Origin of the sequence: Citrobacter sp. RHBSTW-00944 (assembly GCF_013615435.1) — a bacterium.
GTDB classification, from domain to species: Bacteria; Pseudomonadota; Gammaproteobacteria; order Enterobacterales; family Enterobacteriaceae; genus Citrobacter; species Citrobacter braakii.
Genome location: NZ_CP055418.1, coordinates 3,082,188 through 3,100,518 on the forward strand (window position 1 = coordinate 3,082,188; position 18,331 = coordinate 3,100,518).

At 52.7% G+C, this 18,331-nt stretch carries 17 protein-coding genes; 2 read left to right on the plus strand and 15 right to left on the minus strand.

What is annotated here, in order from left to right:
- Positions 1–13 precede the first annotated feature (13 nt).
- From ptsG to yceD, 14 genes are all read right to left on the minus strand, one after another.
- Complete coding sequence (ptsG, locus tag HV334_RS14865; protein WP_016152655.1) at positions 14–1,447, minus strand: PTS glucose transporter subunit IIBC; 1,434 nt, start codon at positions 1,445–1,447, stop codon at positions 14–16.
- Between the two features lie 293 nt (positions 1,448–1,740).
- On the minus strand, positions 1,741–2,538 hold the full coding sequence (locus HV334_RS14870) for a metal-dependent hydrolase (RefSeq protein WP_016156196.1): 798 nt from the start codon (positions 2,536–2,538) through the stop codon (positions 1,741–1,743).
- 10 nt (positions 2,539–2,548) lie between these two features.
- Positions 2,549–3,553 carry a DNA polymerase III subunit delta' gene (holB, locus tag HV334_RS14875; protein ID WP_016152653.1) on the minus strand — a complete coding sequence of 335 codons (1,005 nt, stop codon included), beginning with the start codon at positions 3,551–3,553 and terminating at the stop codon, positions 2,549–2,551.
- Positions 3,550–4,191: a dTMP kinase gene (tmk, locus tag HV334_RS14880; RefSeq protein ID WP_016156195.1), complete on the minus strand. Its 642-nt coding sequence runs from the start codon at positions 4,189–4,191 to the stop codon at positions 3,550–3,552. The genes holB and tmk overlap by 4 nt, the downstream gene beginning before the upstream one ends.
- Positions 4,181–5,203, minus strand: a complete 1,023-nt coding sequence (gene yceG / locus HV334_RS14885; RefSeq protein WP_019076480.1) for a cell division protein YceG — start codon at positions 5,201–5,203, stop codon at positions 4,181–4,183. The genes tmk and yceG overlap by 11 nt, the downstream gene beginning before the upstream one ends.
- Before the next feature lie 2 nt (positions 5,204–5,205).
- The gene (gene pabC / locus HV334_RS14890) at positions 5,206–6,015 is read right to left on the minus strand and encodes an aminodeoxychorismate lyase (RefSeq protein ID WP_181220559.1); all 810 of its coding nucleotides are present in this window, start codon (positions 6,013–6,015) and stop codon (positions 5,206–5,208) included.
- A gap of 135 nt (positions 6,016–6,150) precedes the next feature.
- Positions 6,151–7,392: a beta-ketoacyl-ACP synthase II gene (gene fabF / locus HV334_RS14895; protein ID WP_181220560.1), complete on the minus strand. Its 1,242-nt coding sequence runs from the start codon at positions 7,390–7,392 to the stop codon at positions 6,151–6,153.
- 85 nt (positions 7,393–7,477) lie between these two features.
- Positions 7,478–7,714: an acyl carrier protein gene (acpP, locus tag HV334_RS14900; protein ID WP_000103754.1), complete on the minus strand. Its 237-nt coding sequence runs from the start codon at positions 7,712–7,714 to the stop codon at positions 7,478–7,480.
- 155 nt (positions 7,715–7,869) lie between these two features.
- Positions 7,870–8,604, minus strand: a complete 735-nt coding sequence (fabG, locus tag HV334_RS14905) for a 3-oxoacyl-ACP reductase FabG (RefSeq protein ID WP_016152641.1) — start codon at positions 8,602–8,604, stop codon at positions 7,870–7,872.
- A 12-nt stretch (positions 8,605–8,616) separates the two neighbouring features.
- The gene (fabD, locus tag HV334_RS14910) at positions 8,617–9,546 is read right to left on the minus strand and encodes an ACP S-malonyltransferase (protein ID WP_016152640.1); all 930 of its coding nucleotides are present in this window, start codon (positions 9,544–9,546) and stop codon (positions 8,617–8,619) included.
- 15 nt (positions 9,547–9,561) lie between these two features.
- Positions 9,562–10,515, minus strand: coding sequence for a beta-ketoacyl-ACP synthase III (gene fabH / locus HV334_RS14915; protein ID WP_016152639.1), 954 nt, complete (start codon positions 10,513–10,515; stop codon positions 9,562–9,564).
- 77 nt (positions 10,516–10,592) lie between these two features.
- The gene (gene plsX / locus HV334_RS14920; protein WP_071601761.1) at positions 10,593–11,672 is read right to left on the minus strand and encodes a phosphate acyltransferase PlsX; all 1,080 of its coding nucleotides are present in this window, start codon (positions 11,670–11,672) and stop codon (positions 10,593–10,595) included.
- A gap of 122 nt (positions 11,673–11,794) precedes the next feature.
- Positions 11,795–11,968, minus strand: a complete 174-nt coding sequence (rpmF, locus tag HV334_RS14925) for a 50S ribosomal protein L32 (protein ID WP_003036242.1) — start codon at positions 11,966–11,968, stop codon at positions 11,795–11,797.
- Between the two features lie 16 nt (positions 11,969–11,984).
- Entirely contained in the window at positions 11,985–12,506 is a 522-nt protein-coding gene (gene yceD, locus HV334_RS14930; protein ID WP_003036239.1) for a 23S rRNA accumulation protein YceD, read from the minus strand.
- A gap of 197 nt (positions 12,507–12,703) precedes the next feature.
- On the opposite strand from yceD, the gene HV334_RS14935 reads away from it, so the two are divergent.
- Positions 12,704–13,288, plus strand: a complete 585-nt coding sequence (locus HV334_RS14935; RefSeq protein ID WP_016152637.1) for a nucleoside triphosphate pyrophosphatase — start codon at positions 12,704–12,706, stop codon at positions 13,286–13,288.
- Positions 13,289–13,378: 90 nt separating this feature from the next.
- On the opposite strand, the gene rluC is transcribed toward HV334_RS14935, so the two are convergent.
- The gene (gene rluC / locus HV334_RS14940) at positions 13,379–14,332 is read right to left on the minus strand and encodes a 23S rRNA pseudouridine(955/2504/2580) synthase RluC (protein WP_049259723.1); all 954 of its coding nucleotides are present in this window, start codon (positions 14,330–14,332) and stop codon (positions 13,379–13,381) included.
- Between the two features lie 698 nt (positions 14,333–15,030).
- Here rluC and rne point away from each other — a divergent pair.
- Entirely contained in the window at positions 15,031–18,279 is a 3,249-nt protein-coding gene (gene rne, locus HV334_RS14945) for a ribonuclease E (protein WP_181220561.1), read from the plus strand.
- The last annotated feature ends 52 nt before the right edge of the window (positions 18,280–18,331 follow it).

Below are 18,331 nucleotides of genomic sequence, written 5' to 3' on the forward strand. Positions count from 1 at the left end.
AACCTTCTACTGCTTAGCTGTGACGGATGTACTCATCCATTTCAGTTTTCAGGTTATCGGACTTAGTACCGAAGATAGCCTGAACACCGGAACCCGCCACTACAACGCCCGCCGCACCCAGTTTCTTCAGGCCAGCCTGATCCACTTTGGCAACGTCAGCGACGCTGACACGCAGACGAGTGATGCACGCATCAAGGTTAGTGATGTTTTCTTTACCGCCGAATGCCGCAACCAGGGCCGGAGCCATTTCGCCGGACGCACCCGCTTTGGTGTCTTCGGTAGCATCTTCACGACCCGGAGTTTTCAGGTCCAGCGCTTTGATCAGCACACGGAAGATGGTGTAGTAAACAATCGCATAACCGATACCGACAATCGGGAACAGCCACAGTTTGCTGCTGTTACCGGACAGAACGATAAAGTCGATCAAACCGTGGGAGAACGACGTACCGTCACGCATACCCAGCAGGATACAGATCGGGAATGCCAGACCAGCCAGAATTGCGTGGATGATGTACAGGATCGGTGCCACGAACATGAACGAGAACTCGATCGGTTCGGTAATACCGGTCAGGAACGAGGTCAGCGCCGCGGAGATCATGATACCGCCCACTTTCGCGCGGTTTTCTGGTTTAGCAGAGTGCCAGATAGCGATAGCGGCAGCCGGCAGACCGTACATTTTGAACAGGAAGCCACCAGACAGTTTGCCCGCAGTCGGGTCACCCGCCATATAGCGAGGGATATCGCCGTGGAATACCTGGCCCGCAGCATTGGTGTATTCACCGATCTGCATCTGGAATGGAACGTTCCAGATATGGTGCAGACCAAACGGCACCAGGCAGCGTTCAATGAAGCCATAGATACCGAACGCTACGACCGGGTTCTGGTATGCAGCCCACTGGGAAAACGTCTGAATAGCAGTCCCGATCGGCGGCCAAATGAAGGACAGAACCACACCGGTGAAGATAGCGGCCAGACCAGAAATGATAGGAACGAAGCGCTTACCCGCAAAGAAGCCAAGATACTCAGGCAATTTGATACGGTAGAAACGGTTGAACATATACGCTGCAATCGCACCGGAGATAATCCCCCCGAGAACACCCGTATCAGCAAGGTGTTTAGCTGCGATCTCTTCAGCAGGTAAATGCAGAACCAGCGGCGCAACAACAGCCATGGTCTTAACCATAATGCCGTAGGCAACAACGGATGCCAGTGCAGATACGCCGTCGTTATTGGTGAAGCCTAACGCGACACCGATGGCAAAAATCAGCGGCATGTTTGCAAAAACAGAACCGCCTGCTTCTGCCATTACGTGCGATACAACGGCTGGCAGCCAGCTGAAGTTAGCGGAACCGACACCCAGCAGGATACCTGCAATCGGGAGTACGGATACCGGCAGCATCAGCGATTTACCGACCTTTTGCAGGTTAGCAAATGCATTCTTAAACATAATTGAGAGTGCTCCTGAGTATTTGTGCTTTTCTACGTTCTCACGCATTAGCGAGGGGGGAGAACCTCGCCGTGTACAGGGCATCTAAGTACCCTTTATTTATTACACAGAGTAAAATAATTCAGTTTATTTTTGTTTGACGGCTATCACAATTCAGTCGTGGATGGCCGTAAAATCCGCACATTCCGATAAAATGCGTTTCAGAATGTGTCAAACCGGTTATTCACCGCCCATTTTGAGGCGGTGAACTTTACTCGCTTTGCTTATTAATTACGAGCTTTAAAAAAAGTCAGTTAACGAACGGATTGCAGGCGAGAAGCGTCGATGTGAAACAGGCGGGCAAAGTTATCAGTGGTTGCCTGCGCCAGTTCTTCAACGGCAACACCTTTCACTACGGCCATATACTCCGCAACGTCACGGGTCATGGCGGGCTGGTTCTCTTTTCCACGATGCGGTACAGGCGCAAGGTAGGGAGAATCCGTCTCAACCAGCAACCGATCCAGAGGAACATAGCGGGCGGCATCACGGAGCTGATCTGCGTTACGGAACGTGACGATGCCGGAAAACGAGATATAAAATCCGAGGTCCAGCAATTTGCCCGCCGTTTCTCTGTCTTCTGTAAAACAGTGTAGTACGCCACCACAATCCGTCACTTTTTCTTCGCGCAGAATAGACAGCGTATCGGCTCGCGCATCGCGGGTATGTACGATAACTGGCTTTTGTAACTCACGGCCAATCTGAATATGATGGATAAAAGATTCCTGCTGGCGCACCTTTGTTTCCGGCGTATAGAAATAGTCCAGCCCGGTTTCCCCCATTGCCACAACACCCTCTTCGGCGGCAAAACGGCGCAGGTCTTCAACATCATAGGCTTCATCCTGATTTAACGGATGCACGCCGCAGGAGAACACCACATTGTCACGTTCACCGACCAGTTCGCGCATACTGCGGTATCCTGGCAGAGTGGTCGCGACGGCAAGACAGAATTTCACATCGCGTGCGGCTGCTTTCGCCAGCACGTCATCCACGTCCTTATGCAGAGATTGATAATCCAGGCCATCAAGATGGCAGTGTGAGTCGACTAAAAACATAATGTCTCTCTCAAAGATGGGGAACAGGCAATACGGTGCCTGGTTGCAGGTAATGCTCAATACGCAGGATAAGATCGGTTAACACCAGTTCACGGTTTACGCCTGTTACGTTCAGCAACTGCTGACGGCAATGACAAACGTCACCGAGTATCGCCTGTATCCGGGCGACGGATAACCGTTCTGCGATAGAAGATATCAGGTCCAGCGCATCAGGATTGGTTAAATGGGAAACCCCATACGGACGCTTCAAGGCATCCGTCAACAACGTTGCCAGCCAGTGTAAACGGGCGGCAGCCTGATCGTGGTTTAACGCCGCGAGCAGGATATACCAGTCACCTGCGTTTAATGTGTTTGCCAGTGCCGCACAAAAATCTGTGCGATGCGCCCAGCTTTCAGCCTGTAACAACGAGAGTGCCGCACCTGGCGAACCCGCGCTCAGGCGTAATGCGCTCAACAGCGCTTCTGGAGATGCGGTCACTTCGCGGGCGAGCCAGGAGATAGCGTACGACTCAGCCGGCGGCGCAAGATGGTGTAACCGGCAGCGGCTGCGCAATGTCGCCAGCAATCGCGCAGGCTCTGTGCTGGCGAGGAAAAACCAGGTTTGTGCCGGCGGTTCTTCCAGCGTTTTTAGCAGGGCATTGGCAGCGGCATCAGTTAACTGGGCGGCATCAGGGATCCACACCACTTTCGCACCGCCAAGGCGTGAATGCTCGTACAGCTTTTCACTCACTTCACGTACCGCATCAACTCCCAGCGTGCTTTTACCTTTTTCCGGCAGCAGCGAATAGTAGTCAGGATGCGTCCCCGCCTGCATCAGCTGACAGCCCCGGCAGTGTCCGCAGCTTTTATGCCCTTCCGGCTGCTGGCACATTAAATAGCGACTGAGCGCGTAAATCAGCGCGTCGTCACCCATTCCGGGTAATGCCTGAATCAGTAACGCATGGTGACCACGACCCGCCTGGTAGCTGGCTACCAGTTTTTCAAAATCTGGTCGTAACCATGGGTACCATTTCATGCGCCCTGCTCCTGCACCCACTGGGTGATGGTATTGCGGATATCAGCCATCACAGCTTCCAGCGGCTGCGTAGCGTCGATGGTACGAATGCTGGCATCTTTGGCAGCCAGTTCAAGATAGCGCGCGCGGGTGCGATTAAAGAAATCGAAAGATTCCTGCTCAATACGATCCAGCTCGCCGCGCGCACGGGCACGTTTCAATCCGACCTCTGGAGTCACGTCCAGATAGAGCGTCAGGTCCGGGCGAAAATCACCGAGCACCGCATCGCGCAAGGTTGCCAGCATGTTTTGATCGATGCCGCGTCCGCCCCCCTGATACGCCTGGGTCGACAAATCGTGACGGTCGCCAATTACCCATGCGCCTTTTGCCAGCGCAGGTTTAATAACGGTTTCGACCAGCTGTACGCGCGCGGCGTAAAACATCAGAACTTCAGCTTTGTCAGTGATGACCTCGTCACCCACCGACTTAATGTCCAGCACCAGACTTCTTAGTTTCTCAGCGAGCTGCGTTCCCCCCGGTTCGCGGGTAAAAACCATGTCACGAATACCGAGTTGCTCAAGTGTCTCTACCACCACGTTACGCGCGGTGGTTTTTCCGGCGCCTTCCAGGCCCTCGATGACGATATAGTTACTGCCCATTTTTTTCCTTAAGCACTTTCAGGTAATCCTGCACGGACCGGTTGTGGCTGGCAAGATTGGTGTTAAACGTGTGACCGCCTTTACCGTCAGCCACGAAATAGAGGTACGGCGTTTTTGCCGGATGCGCCGCGGCCTGCAATGAGGCCTCTCCCGGCATGGCAATCGGGCCAGGCGGCAACCCCGTAATGGTATAGGTGTTATAGGCGGTCGGGGTATCTAAATCCACACGCGACAACTTGCCATTATACCGTGACCCCATCCCGTAAATCACCGTCGGATCGGTCTGTAAACGCATGCCAATCCGTAAGCGGTTAATAAAGACGGAAGCCACCTGGTCACGCTCGCTGGCAACCGCAGTCTCTTTTTCGATAATAGAGGCCATGGTTACCAGCTGATTTTTGTCCTGATAAGGCAGGCCTTCAGCGCGCCCTTCCCAGACCGAGTCTACCGCTTTAACCATTTTCTGATGCGCGCGTTTTAGCAACGCCACGTCGGTTGTATTGGCGGTATACATCCAGGTATCTGGCCAGAACCAGCCTTCGACCCATTGCGGGTTCTCCAGCTTCAGCGCCTGAGCAACGGTCTCGTAATTATCATCGCTCAGCGTATGTTTGATGTACGGGGCGTCGCGCAGCTGCTTGAGGTAGTCGCTCAGACGCATCCCTTCAACCAGACGTAACGGAAACTGCGCCTCTTTACCGCTTTCCAGCAGTTGCAACATATCCCGCACCGTCATGTCGGGCGTAAAACGGTAGGTTCCGGCTTTAAAATGCGACAGTTCGGGTTCCACACGCAGCAGCCACTGGAACACACGCGGACGATTGATAACGTTGTCCGCATACAACTGTTCACCGAGAGCCAGACGGCCCGTACCCGCTTTCAGCGTAAAAATCGTCTCTTCTTTAATCAATAACTTACTGTCCGCCAGATGGCGAACTTTCCACATTCCCACTCCCGCAGCTATGCCCAGCACAACCAGCAATAACAGGACAACAAGTAACAGTTTTTTCATGACTAATTCGGGTGCTCACAAAGTGGGGCTAAAAAATCGAACAACATACGTGCAGACAGCAGCGTGTCGCCACAGGTGCGTACGGGAATAACAGGCATTAACGCATTACAGACGACGATTTCATCGGCCTGCATAACCTCTTCCAACCCGGCATACACTTCGACAATGCTGAACGACGATTGTGCCAGCATCCGGATACAGAATTGTCGCATAATGCCGTTCACTCCGGCCTGATCCAGCCGGGGAGTGTAAACCACATCCCCCTTACGCCAGAACAAATTAGCCGCACAGCATTCCGTAACCCATCCCTCACTGTCAAGAACCAGTGCTTCATCAGCTGCCGTCTGCTCAAGATGAGAGCGAATCAACACCTGTTCCAGTCTATTCAGGTGCTTAAGTCCGGCAAGCAACGGATTACGCCCCAGACGCACTGGACTTAACGCCAGCGTTATCCCCTCCAGTCGCCAACGATCGTAATGATCGGGCCTGGCTGAAACAGAGAGAATACGTGTGGCACTGCGACAGTTTGCGCCGCTGTAACCACGGCCACCGCTACCACGGCTGATAATCACTTTTAACACGCCACGCGCATGCCCTTGCGCCAGCATTTTCATTTCACTTTGCAGCTCTGACCAATCTTCGAAAGAGATCAGCAATTTTTGGCAGGCGTCTTGTAAACGCGCAAGATGCGCTGCAAAGAGGCAAATTTCGCCGTCAATAATACGCGCAGTGGTAAAACAGCCATCACCGAATTGGGTCGCTCGATCGCTTGCGGCCAGCATATTCTGCTCGCAGCCATTAATTAAGAACATGGTGGCTCCTTATTTCTGGTCCGCTAGTTTGGCAGGATGAACAACACAGGACAAGGGTGGAAAACCGAATAAAAAAAGGCCCGACAAGCGGACCTTTTTAAATTGCTATCGATGCTAACGCACCACCTGACAGACTTAAATCTTTTTAAAGATCAAAGAGCCGTTGGTGCCGCCAAAGCCGAAGGAGTTACACAGTGCGTACTCCAGACCACTAACCTGACGCGCTTCGTGAGGTACGAAGTCCAGGTCACAACCTTCATCCGGGTTATCCAGGTTGATGGTTGGCGGAATAGCCTGATCGCGCAGCGCCAGGATAGAGAAAATAGACTCTACCGCGCCCGCCGCACCCAACAGGTGTCCGGTCATGGATTTAGTGGAGCTTACCATTACACGGCTTGCCGCATCGCCAAAGACAGATTTCACTGCCTGGGTTTCGGCTTTATCGCCAGCAGGAGTAGACGTGCCATGCGCGTTGACATAGCCGATCTGACCCGCTTCGATAGCCGCATCGCGTAGTGCGTTGACCATTGCCAGCGCAGCGCCCGCACCGTTTTCAGGTGGTGACGTCATGTGGTAAGCATCGCTGCTCATGCCAAAACCAACGACTTCAGCATAGATTTTTGCACCGCGCGCTTTCGCATGCTCGTACTCTTCCAGTACCACCATGCCTGCGCCGTCGCCCAGCACAAAGCCATCACGTTCTTTATCCCACGGACGGCTTGCCACTTGCGGGTTATCATTACGTGTAGACAGCGCACGTGCCGCGCCAAAACCACCCACGCCCAGCGGGGTACTGGCTTTTTCTGCACCACCCGCAACCATCGCGTCTGCATCGCCGTATGCAATGATACGTGCTGCATGACCAATGTTATGCACACCTGAGGTACAGGCGGTCGCAATGGAGATGCTTGGCCCTTGCAGGCCGTACATGATGGTCAGGTGACCTGCCACCATGTTAACAATCGTTGACGGAACGAAGAACGGGCTGATCTTACGTGGACCGCCATTCACCAAAGAGGTGTGGTTTTCTTCGATCAATCCGAGACCGCCAATACCAGAGCCGATAGCGGCGCCAATACGGTGAGCGTTCTCTTCCGTAATTTCGAGACCAGAATCCTGCATGGCCTGAACGCCAGCGACAATTCCATATTGAATGAAAGCATCCATCTTGCGCTGTTCTTTGCGCGAGATAATGTCTTCACAGTTAAAATCCTTTACTAAGCCAGCAAATTTCGTTGCATAGGCGCTAGTATCGAAATGGTCGATCAGGCTGATGCCACTCTGACCGGCAAGGAGAGCTTTCCAGGTAGACTCTACGGTATTGCCGACAGGAGACAACATGCCCAGTCCGGTCACAACTACACGACGCTTAGACACGGTTGTCCTCCAGGGAGGGAAAATAATTCAAGTGGGATAAAAAGATAAAACTCAGGCGGTCGAATGACCGCCTGGAGATGTTCACTTACGCCTGGTGGCCGTTGATGTAATCAATGGCAGCCTGAACGGTAGTGATTTTCTCAGCTTCTTCGTCCGGAATCTCAGTATCAAACTCTTCTTCCAGAGCCATTACCAGCTCAACGGTGTCAAGAGAATCTGCGCCCAGGTCTTCAACGAAGGAAGCATTGTTGGTTACTTCTTCCTGCTTAACGCCCAGCTGTTCGCCGATAATTTTCTTAACGCGTTCTTCGATAGTGCTCATACTCTTAAATTTCCTATCAAAACTCGCTTTCGCGATGGTTTTCGTAGTGTATAAAATGTTGAAAAATTTGCAACTAAATCCCGGCAGGTCTTACCACGATTTTACGTTATTTTGAGGGCATTCACCCTAATAACGCAAATTTTTTTATCTCGTGGTTAAACCATGTACATCCCGCCGTTGACGTGCAAAGTCTCACCTGTGATGTAACTTGCTTCGTCAGAAGCTAAAAATGCAACCGCACTGGCGATTTCCTGAGCGCCGCCAAGGCGACCCGCAGGAACCTGCGCCAGAATACCCGCACGCTGATCATCAGACAGCGCACGCGTCATGTCCGTTTCAATAAAGCCCGGAGCAACAACGTTTACAGTAATGCCACGAGACGCAACTTCGCGCGCCAGTGATTTACTGAAGCCGATCAGACCCGCTTTCGCCGCAGCGTAGTTAGCCTGACCCGCATTTCCCATGGTACCAACCACAGAACCAATAGTGATAATACGCCCATGACGCTTTTTCATCATAGCTCGCATTACCGCTTTTGACAGACGGAAAACAGATGACAGGTTGGTTTCGATGATATCGTTCCACTCGTCATCTTTCATGCGCATTAACAGGTTATCACGAGTAATCCCGGCATTATTGACCAGGATATCGACTTCACCAAATTCTGCGCGAATATTTCCCAGAACAGATTCGATAGATGCCGGATCGGTCACATTCAACATCAGACCTTTACCATTTGCACCTAAGTAATCGCTAATGGCCTGCGCACCGCTTTCGCTGGTTGCAGTACCGATAACTTTCGCGCCACGGGCAACGAGTGTTTCAGCAATTGCGCGGCCAATGCCACGGCTTGCACCGGTAACCAGCGCGACTTTTCCTTCAAAACTCATGGTCTTCCTCTTTTATTGCTCTAGCGCCGCAGATAATGCCGCCGGCTCATTCAGTGCCGAAGCAGTCAGGGTGTCAACAATACGTTTCGTCAAACCGGTCAGAACTTTGCCCGGACCAACTTCATACAGGTGCTCTACGCCCTGGGACGCCATAAATTCAACGGTTTTAGTCCATTGAACCGGGCTGTACAGCTGGCGAACCAGCGCATCGCGAATAGCGTCTGCGTCTGTTTCGCACTTCACGTCGACGTTGTTCACAACCGGAACAGTCGGCGCGTTAAAAGTGATTTTTTGCAGTTCAACGGCCAGTTTCTCAGCAGCAGGCTTCATCAGCGCGCAGTGAGAAGGAACGCTGACCGGCAGTGGCAGAGCACGCTTAGCGCCAGCCGCTTTACAGGCTGCGCCAGCACGTTCTACGGCTTCTTTGTGCCCGGCAATAACCACCTGACCTGGTGAGTTAAAGTTTACCGGTGAAACCACCTGGCCTTCGGCAGACTCTTCACACGCTTTAGCAATAGCAGCGTCGTCCAGACCGATAATAGCAGACATGCCGCCAGTGCCTTCCGGTACCGCTTCCTGCATGAATTTGCCACGCAGTTCAACCAGACGTACGGCATCGGCAAAACCGATAACACCCGCACATACCAGCGCAGAGTATTCGCCCAGGCTGTGACCAGCCATCAGCGCAGGTGTTTTACCACCCTGCTGCTGCCATACGCGATAAAGCGCAACAGAGGCAGTCAACAGTGCTGGCTGCGTCTGCCAGGTTTTATTCAGCTCTTCGGCCGGTCCCTGCTGAGTCAACGCCCACAGATCATAGCCCAGCGCAGCTGATGCTTCAGCAAAAGTTTCTTCAACAATTGGGTAGTTTGCTGCCATTTCAGACAACATCCCAACGGTCTGGGAACCCTGCCCCGGGAACACAAATGCAAATTGCGTCATGTTTAAATCCTTATACTAGAAACGAATCAGCGCAGAGCCCCAGGTGAATCCACCCCCAAAGGCTTCAAGCAATATCAACTGACCAGCTTTAATACGCCCGTCGCGGACGGCTTCGTCCAGCGCGCACGGTACGGAGGCCGCGGAGGTATTGCCATGTCTGTCGAGCGTCACGACAACATTATCCATCGACATACCCAGCTTTTTCGCGGTTGCGCTAATAATGCGGAGGTTTGCCTGATGCGGCACCAGCCAGTCCAGTGCAGAACGATCGAGATTATTTGCTTCCAGCGTTTCATCAACGATGTGTGCAAGCTCGGTCACCGCGACTTTAAATACTTCGTTACCCGCCATCGTCAGGTGGATCGGGTTTTCCGGGTTCACGCGATCGGCATTAGGCAGCGTCAACAGTTCGCCATAGCGACCATCAGCGTGCAGATGCGTAGAGAGAATGCCGGGCTCTTCTGATGCGCTCAGTACAACCGCACCTGCGCCATCACCGAAAATAATGATCGTCCCGCGATCGGTTGGATCACAGGTACGAGCGAGGACATCTGAGCCAACCACCAGAGCATGCTTCACTGCGCCAGACTTAACGTACTGGTCGGCAACGCTCAGGGCGTAGGTGAAACCGGCACAAGCGGCTGCAACGTCAAACGCCGGACAGCCTTTGATCCCCAGCATACTTTGGATCTGGCATGCCGCACTTGGAAATGCGTGTGTGGATGATGTGGTGGCAACCACAATCAGACCAATTTGTTCTTTGTCGATGCCCGCCATTTCAATTGCACGGTTTGCGGCGGCAAAGCCCATCGTCGCAACTGTTTCATTTGGCGCTGCAATATGGCGTTCACGGATACCTGTGCGAGTGACGATCCACTCATCAGATGTCTCAACCATTTTTTCCAAATCGGCGTTAGTACGCACTTGTTCAGGCAGATAGCTGCCAGTACCAATAATCTTCGTATACATGTACGCTCAGTCACTTTTTGGTTATATACCGCCACGAGCAAATCGCTGATACGTTGGCAGCATTCACAAACGCACCGTTATCTGTGTGCTCGCGAGTTTGCGTTTTCGCCACCGTCCAGCAGTTCGAATCCAGCTGGGTATACAGATTCTAGGCGAGCGGCAATTCGCTGAGGAACTTGTCGCTGCACCGCCTGCACTGCCTGTTCAATCGCGACTTCAAATGCTCGCTGATTGGCCGCACCATGACTCTTAATCACCGTGCCGCGCAATCCTAACAGACAGGCGCCATTATACTGGTCGGGGTTGAGGTGACTAAATCGCCTTGTCAGGCTTTTTTGTAACCAACGTTTTAATAACAGCAGCCACCACGACCGTTTTTTGCCCTCACCCTGAGACTTCAGCAGTGAAAGGAACATTCTGACAACACCTTCCATCGTCTTTAATGTGACATTACCTGTAAAGCCGTCACAGACCAACACATCAGTTTTGCCAGTCAGTAACTCATTGGCTTCAAGATAGCCGATATAATTGATAGAAGGGATTGTTTTTAGCACTGCAGAAGCATCCCGAATACTGTCGAGACCCTTGGTTTCTTCTTCACCGATATTGAGCAACGCAACACGGGGATTGGCAATTCCAACCACCTCTTCTGCCAGCACGGAACCCATGACGGCAAATTGCACCAACATCGTGCTATCACAATCCACGTTGGCACCCAAATCCAGCACCACCGTTTTGCCCTTTTGCTGATGGGGTAAAACCGTCACCAGCGCAGGACGCTCAATCCCCTCAAGGGGTTTGAGCAATAACTTCGCAAGACCCATTAGCGCACCTGTATTACCGGCGCTCACACAGGCTTCCGCTCGTCCTTCTTTCACGAGCTCCAGGGCAACACGCATTGAGCTTCCACGACTGGCGCGAATAGCTTGCGAGGGCCGGGCATCACTGGCAATAACTGACTGAGCAGGGATAATCTGCAGACGTGAACGTTGTTCGAAGTCAGCTTTGGCAAGTAATGGCGTGATTGTATCGGGATCCCCGACTAAAAGAAGTGTGAGTTGCGAATTAGAATTCAGTGCCTGCAATGCTGCAGGCACTGTCACGGTAGGGCCAAAATCACCCCCCATGACATCTAACGCCAGGGTTAGACGTGTCAAGGTATCGTCGCTGCCCGGTTAGGTGTTTCCCCAGTTACCCGGGGAAAGCCTCACTAAGCTTCATCACGCGTGTACTCTCTGTCTTTCTCACCGTAGCGGGAAAGCCATTGAGTCATGCGTGATTACTTAGCGATTACCTTACGGCCACGGTAAAAACCGTCGGCAGTGATGTGGTGACGCAGGTGTTGTTCACCAGAAGTTTTGTCTACAGACAGGCTGGTGACTGCGGTCAGAGCGTCATGAGAACGACGCATGCCACGTTTGGAACGGGTTGGTTTATTCTGTTGTACGGCCATGGACCTTACTCCTCAATTACTTACGCTTTAAGCTGGCTAATACGGCAAATGGGTTTGGTTTTTGCGCTTCATCAGGCAATTCGCCAAAGACCATGTCCGCCTCGGACACTTCACAGTGTTCAGAATCATGCACCGGAACTACCGGCAAGGAGAGGATAATCTCATCTTCAACCATTGCAAGCAGATCGATTTCACCGAATTCGTTAACCTCAATCGGCTCATACGCTTCCGGGAGTGCTTCAGCCTGCTCGTCAGAACGGACAGGACTAAAACAATATGTTGTGTGAACATGAAGTGGGAACGGTTTCCCGCAACGCTGACATTCGAGCGTAACCGACACCTTTGCATCACCGGTTATAACGGCAAGGCGCTGGTTATCGATAGCGAACGACATGGAGCATTCCACATCACTGTCCACACTGACTACAGAATCGGCGACACGCTCAACCAGATCAGAAGTATAGATACCTTCATAATCGAGGCGTTTCTGAGCCGTACGAACCGGATCAAGAGTCAGGGGTAATTTTACCTTTTGCATAGGGCGCGCATATTAACTTTGTAACGTCATATAGTCAAAGAAAAAGGCAGCCTGTGGTTGCCTTTTGCCAATAATTCGCACACATTGCGGGTCATCGACTTAAAATCGCTCAACACAAGCCATTACAGCCAGCTTGTAGGACGAAGTCCATAGTTTAAAATGGCTCTCATCAATACGCTATATGCGAGGGAAAAAATATGCCTCAACTTATTCTTGCTTCTACCTCTCCCTGGCGTCGCGCTTTACTAGAAAAACTGGCAATCCCGTTCGAATGCGCAGCACCAGAGGTTGATGAAACGCCGTTACCGGGCGAAGCCCCCCGGCACTTAGTCTTGCGACTGGCGCAGAAAAAAGCGCAATCTCTCGCCCACCGTTATCCATCGCACCTTATTATTGGTTCCGATCAAATTTGTGTTCTCGATGGTGAAATAACCGGCAAACCGTTAACAGAAGAAAATGCACGCCAGCAGTTACTCAAAGCCCGTGGCAATATTGTGACGTTTTATACCGGACTGGCGCTGTATAATTCTGCGACCGGACATTTACAAACTGAAGTTGAACCGTTCGACGTCCATTTTCGTCACTTAAGCGAAACGGAAATTGAAGATTACGTGCGCAAAGAGCGCCCGCTGCATTGTGCCGGTAGTTTTAAAAGCGAAGGATTGGGCATTGCACTTTTTGAGCGTCTGGAAGGCCGCGACCCAAATACCTTAATCGGTTTGCCGCTGATCGCACTGTGTCAAATGCTGCGACGAGAAGATATGAACCCGTTAAAAGCCTGACGGGTTGACGGCTGTACAGGCCAATCCTGTAGGCCTGATAGGCGCAGCGCCATCAGGCCTACAGGTAATGCGCGATAATATCAATGCGCATCAGCCTTTACTGCGTAACACCTCGAGGCAGCGCTTCAACTGCTTATCCATTGGCGCTTCAATACGCATTACTTCACCCGTCCCAGGATGAGTAAATTTCAACGCTGCGGCGTGCAAAAAGAGCCTGCTCAGTCCGGTATCCGCCAGTTGCTTATCGAACTCACGATCGCCATAGCGGTCGTCAAAGGCAATCGGATGTCCGGCATATTGTGTATGCACGCGAATCTGGTGCGTGCGTCCGGTCACGGGACTGCAGCGCACAAGCGTAGCGAACGCATAACGCTCTTCCACTTTAAAGCGTGTTTCCGATGGTTTGCCTTCCTGATTCACCCGCACAATACGCTCGCCGCTTTGCAGAATGTTCTTTAACAGCGGGGCCTGCACGGTTTTGACATGGGACTGCCACTGGCCGCGTACCAACGCGAGGTAGTCTTTCTGCATGCCTTTTTCACGCAGTTGTTCATGCAACGAACGCAAGGCAGATCGTTTTTTGGCCACCAGCAGCACGCCGGAGGTATCCCGGTCAAGGCGATGCACCAGCTCAAGGAAACGCGCTTCCGGGCGCAGTGCACGTAAGCCTTCAATGACGCCAAAGCTTAAGCCGCTTCCACCATGCACGGCCGTACCTGAAGGCTTGTTAAGCACCAGAATGTGGTCATCTTCATATAAAATGACATCGGTCAGCGCCGCGACCTTCTGCAAATTCGGTGAAATGGCCTCTTCTTCACGTTCAGCGACACGTACAGGTGGAATACGCACAATGTCCCCGTCTTCGAGTTTGTACTCGGGTTTAATGCGTTTTTTGTTCACCCGCACTTCGCCTTTACGCAAAATGCGATAAATCATACTTTTCGGCACGCCCTTGAGCTGGGTGCGCAAAAAGTTGTCGATGCGTTGCCCTGCTTCGTCGGCAGTAATGGCAACTGTTTTTACGGCTGGAGTCTCTGTTTTCATGGGGGCCGATTTTAAATAGCCATCAAGATTCGCGCCACACATTTTTCTATGCTTATATTAACTGCTATACCTTATTACTTAAGTTTGACATAGCCGATTTGGTGGTTATTAAAGCAATCACTACGCGGAAGTGAAAAAACTGTGAGTAACCGGGTGATAAATGGCAAAAGTCATCTTGCTATAACAAGGTTAGCAGTGGAATAATGAGGTTGTTTCCGTGTTGAATCTTGTTAAAACAAGAACTTTTCCGGAATGACCCAATTTTGCCCGACCGATCATCAACGCAGCAATGGCGTAAGACGTATTGATCTTTCAGGCAGTTAGCGGGCTGCGGGTTGCAGTCCTTACCGGTAAGTGCTCTATAGATTTCGCGTTGTAGGAAGGCGGCAAGTCTGGGAACCCCAGGTGCTTACTCCTGTAAGTGGTTGGGGTAAGAAGATGAAGCCAACGCACCCACAGCGTGAAAGACGATAAGCACAATGGAAGCTTCTCTGGAGAGTAACACCCAGACTGTTCCCCTGATAATTGCGCTGTGTTTCCGTATGAAATACAGGCAACCGACACTCTGCGCCTCTTTGAGCTGACGATAACCGTGAGGTTGGCGACGCGAATAGACACGAGGCCATCGGTTCACACCCGGAAAGGCATTACTCTGCCCGCAGCTTAGTCGTCAATGTAAGAATAATGAGTAAGTTACGATGAAAAGAATGTTAATTAACGCGACTCAGCAGGAAGAGTTGCGTGTCGCCCTTGTAGATGGGCAGCGTCTGTACGATCTGGATATCGAAAGTCCTGGACACGAACAGAAAAAAGCCAACATCTATAAAGGCAAAATTACCCGTATTGAACCGAGTCTGGAAGCTGCTTTTGTTGATTACGGCGCTGAACGTCACGGTTTCCTCCCGTTAAAAGAAATTGCCCGCGAATACTTCCCCGCTAGCTACAACTCCCATGGTCGTCCCAACATTAAAGACGTGTTGCGCGAAGGTCAGGAAGTCATTGTTCAGATCGATAAAGAAGAACGCGGCAATAAAGGCGCTGCGCTGACCACCTTTATCAGCCTGGCAGGTAGTTATCTGGTTCTGATGCCGAACAACCCGCGCGCGGGCGGCATCTCCCGTCGCATTGAAGGCGACGACCGTACCGAATTAAAAGAAGCGCTGGCAAGCCTGGAACTGCCTGACGGCATGGGACTTATCGTGCGTACCGCAGGTGTCGGCAAATCTGCCGAAGCGCTGCAGTGGGACCTGAGTTTCCGCCTGAAGCACTGGGAAGCGATTCAAAAAGCCGCTGACAGCCGCCCTGCTCCGTTCCTGATCCATCAGGAAAGCAACGTTATCGTTCGCGCATTCCGTGACTATTTACGTCAGGACATCGGCGAAATCCTCATCGACAACCCGAAAGTTATGGAGATGGCGCGTCAGCACATCGCCGCGCTGGGTCGTCCGGATTTCAGCAGCAAAATCAAACTGTACACCGGTGAAATCCCGCTGTTCAGCCACTATCAAATCGAATCTCAGATTGAGTCCGCGTTCCAGCGCGAAGTGCGTCTGCCGTCCGGCGGCTCAATCGTTATCGACAGCACAGAAGCGCTGACCGCTATCGATATCAACTCCGCACGCGCGACCCGCGGCGGCGACATCGAAGAAACTGCGTTCAACACCAACCTTGAAGCAGCCGATGAAATTGCTCGTCAGCTGCGTCTGCGCGACCTCGGCGGCCTGATTGTAATCGACTTCATTGATATGACGCCGGTTCGTCACCAGCGTGCGGTTGAAAACCGTCTGCGTGAAGCCGTGCGTCAGGACAGAGCGCGTATTCAAATCAGCCATATTTCTCGCTTCGGCCTGCTGGAGATGTCCCGTCAGCGTCTGAGCCCGTCGCTGGGTGAATCCAGCCATCACGTATGCCCACGCTGCTCCGGCACGGGTACCGTACGTGATAACGAATCACTGTCGCTGTCTATTCTGCGTCTGATCGAAGAAGAAGCGCTGAAAGAAAATACGCAGGAAGTTCACGCTATTGTTCCTGTGCCGATCGCATCCTACCTGCTCAACGAAAAACGTACCGCGGTAAATGCTATCGAGACGCGTCAGAATGGCGTGCGCTGTGTGATTGTGCCAAACGATCAGATGGAAACCCCGCATTACTCCGTGCTGCGCGTACGCAAAGGGGAAGAAACACCAACCCTGAGCTACCTGCTGCCGAAACTGCATGAAGAAGCGATGGCATTGCCGACGGAAGAAGAGTTCGTCGAGCGTAAACAGCCAGAGCAGCCGGCATTGGCCACCTTTGCAATGCCAGAGGTGCCGCCAGCCCCTGCTTTGCAGGAACCTACTGCGAAGGCCGCCGCGCCTAAAGCCGCAGCAGCGACCGCGACCGTCGCCGCACAGCCAGGTTTGATTAGCCGTTTCTTCAGCGCACTGAAGTCCATCTTCAGCGGTAGCGAAGAAGTGAAACCGGTTGAACAACCTGCGCCGAAAGCGGAAGAGAAAACCGACCGCCAGCAGGATCGTCGTAAACCGCGTCAGAACAATCGTCGCGACCGTAACGATCGTCGTGATAATCGCGACAACCGTGGCGAGCGTGATAACCGTAACGAGCGTTCAGAAAGCGGCGAAAACCGTGAAGATAACCGCCGTAACCGCCGTCAGTCGCAGCAGCAAAATGCGGAAGCGCGCGATAACCGCCAGCAGTCTACTGAGGTCGCCGACAAAGCGAAATCCGGTGATGATCAGCAGGCTCCGCGTCGCGAGCGCAACCGCCGTCGCAACGATGATAAGCGTCAGGCGCAGCAGGAAGTTAAAGAGCTGAACCTGGCAGAACAACCTGCGCAGGATACCGAGCAGGAAGAGCGCGTTCGTCAGCCTCAGACTCGCCGTAAACAGCGTCAGCTGACTCAGAAAGTTCGTTACACAGACAGCCCGGCTGTTGAAGCCGAAGTCGCGACTGCCGAAGTGGTCACTGAAACGGCAGTCGCTCAACCAACTGAACAGCCCGTACCGGCACAGCGTACTGAACTGGCGAAAGTTGATCTGCCTGCCGTCGTTGCGACTGAGCAGGAAGACAACAGCGAAGCGCGTGACTCTAATGGTATGCCGCGTCGTTCCCGTCGCTCACCTCGCCATCTGCGCGTCAGTGGACAACGCCGTCGTCGTTATCGTGACGAGCGTTACCCGGTTCAGTCGCCGATGCCGTTAACGGTTGCCTGCGCATCTCCAGAATTAGCGTCCGGTAAAGTCTGGATCCGCTACCCTGTTGCTCGTCCTCAGGATCAGCAGGTTGCAGAGCAGCGCGAGCAGGAAACGGTTCAGGGGCAAGCTGTACCTGTCGCCGTAGAGCCTCAGGTTGCTGCAGCTGCCGTTGAGCATATTGTGAACGCCCCTGCGTCGGTTGAAACCGTACAGCCAGAGGTGGTCATTGCTGAACCTCAGGCCACTGTCGTTGAAACCACGCATCCGGAAGTCATCGCTACTCCGGTCGAGGAACAACCGCAAATTATCGCTGAATCTGACGCGCCTGTTGCTGAGGATACCGCGGCGAAAGCCGAACCTGTCGCTGAAATCGTGGCTGCGCCGGTTGTCGAAGAATCTGCGGAGGTTGTTATTTCTCAGCCTGAAGTGGCTGAAGAGATTGCAGAGGTTGTGGAAACAGCGCCAGTGGTTGAAGAAGTTGCCGCGCCGCAAGAGGTTGTTGCAGCACCGGTCGTCGAAGACGCAGTCGTTAAGGCTGAAGTTGTCGCAACCCGCGTTGACGCAGAACATCTTCACAGCCATGCGGCCGCACCGATGACCCGTGCTCCGGCACCAGAGTATGTGCCTGAAGCGCCGCGTCATAGTGACTGGCAACGCCCGGAATTCACCTTTGAAGGTAAAGGTGCCGCAGGTGGACACAGCGCCACGCACCAGGCGACTGCGCCAGCAACGCGCCCGCAGCCCGTTGAGTAAGTCATAATCAACATCAAAGCCGACCTTCGGGTCGGCTTTTTTTTATCTCTGC

Coding starts and splice junctions, on each gene's coding strand:
- fabH (WP_016152639.1), bottom strand. CDS start 10,515: ATGTATACGAAGATTATTGGTACTGGCAGCTATCTGCCTGAACAAGTG.
- ptsG (WP_016152655.1), bottom strand. CDS start 1,447: ATGTTTAAGAATGCATTTGCTAACCTGCAAAAGGTCGGTAAATCGCTG.
- yceG (WP_019076480.1), bottom strand. CDS start 5,203: ATGAAAAAACTGTTACTTGTTGTCCTGTTATTGCTGGTTGTGCTGGGC.
- HV334_RS14935 (WP_016152637.1), top strand. CDS start 12,704: ATGCCTCAACTTATTCTTGCTTCTACCTCTCCCTGGCGTCGCGCTTTA.
- fabG (WP_016152641.1), bottom strand. CDS start 8,604: ATGAGTTTTGAAGGAAAAGTCGCGCTGGTTACCGGTGCAAGCCGTGGC.
- holB (WP_016152653.1), bottom strand. CDS start 3,553: ATGAAATGGTACCCATGGTTACGACCAGATTTTGAAAAACTGGTAGCC.
- tmk (WP_016156195.1), bottom strand. CDS start 4,191: ATGGGCAGTAACTATATCGTCATCGAGGGCCTGGAAGGCGCCGGAAAA.
- yceD (WP_003036239.1), bottom strand. CDS start 12,506: ATGCAAAAGGTAAAATTACCCCTGACTCTTGATCCGGTTCGTACGGCT.
- rne (WP_181220561.1), top strand. CDS start 15,031: ATGAAAAGAATGTTAATTAACGCGACTCAGCAGGAAGAGTTGCGTGTC.
- fabD (WP_016152640.1), bottom strand. CDS start 9,546: ATGACGCAATTTGCATTTGTGTTCCCGGGGCAGGGTTCCCAGACCGTT.
- acpP (WP_000103754.1), bottom strand. CDS start 7,714: ATGAGCACTATCGAAGAACGCGTTAAGAAAATTATCGGCGAACAGCTG.
- pabC (WP_181220559.1), bottom strand. CDS start 6,015: ATGTTCTTAATTAATGGCTGCGAGCAGAATATGCTGGCCGCAAGCGAT.
- HV334_RS14870 (WP_016156196.1), bottom strand. CDS start 2,538: ATGTTTTTAGTCGACTCACACTGCCATCTTGATGGCCTGGATTATCAA.
- rluC (WP_049259723.1), bottom strand. CDS start 14,332: ATGAAAACAGAGACTCCAGCCGTAAAAACAGTTGCCATTACTGCCGAC.
- rpmF (WP_003036242.1), bottom strand. CDS start 11,968: ATGGCCGTACAACAGAATAAACCAACCCGTTCCAAACGTGGCATGCGT.